Annotated in this window: 1 protein-coding gene; it reads left to right on the plus strand. The window is 36.1% G+C overall.

Annotation, left to right across the window (positions count from 1 at the left end; genetic code table 11):
- Positions 1 to 208, plus strand: a 208-nt coding sequence (locus SB717_RS35430; RefSeq protein ID WP_410907606.1) for a M15 family metallopeptidase, incomplete at its 5' end; no start/stop codon positions are given.
- Between the last annotated feature and the right edge of the window lie 69 nt (positions 209 to 277).

The raw sequence follows: 277 nt of genomic DNA on the forward strand, positions 1-277 counted from the left end.
CTTTGATGCTGCACCTTACGAAAATAACTCTATACCCTGGGGTGACATCAAGAAATTCAAGCAAATGGGGTATATAGGAGAGAAACTTGGTTTAACTTGGGGTGGACGCTTTACTACCATAGTTGATTATCCGCATTTCGAATATTCTTTTGGATTAAGTTCTTGGGATCTCCTTAACGGTATTACCCCTCCAATTTTGAATATATAGCTTTTCATGTAACTTAAATCACATCAAGAGTTTTTCTATTCATAAAGAAAAAAACATCTTCCAGGTGAG

This window comes from Priestia sp. SIMBA_032, from assembly GCF_046535215.1.
Taxonomy (GTDB): domain Bacteria; phylum Bacillota; class Bacilli; order Bacillales; family Bacillaceae_H; genus Priestia; species Priestia aryabhattai.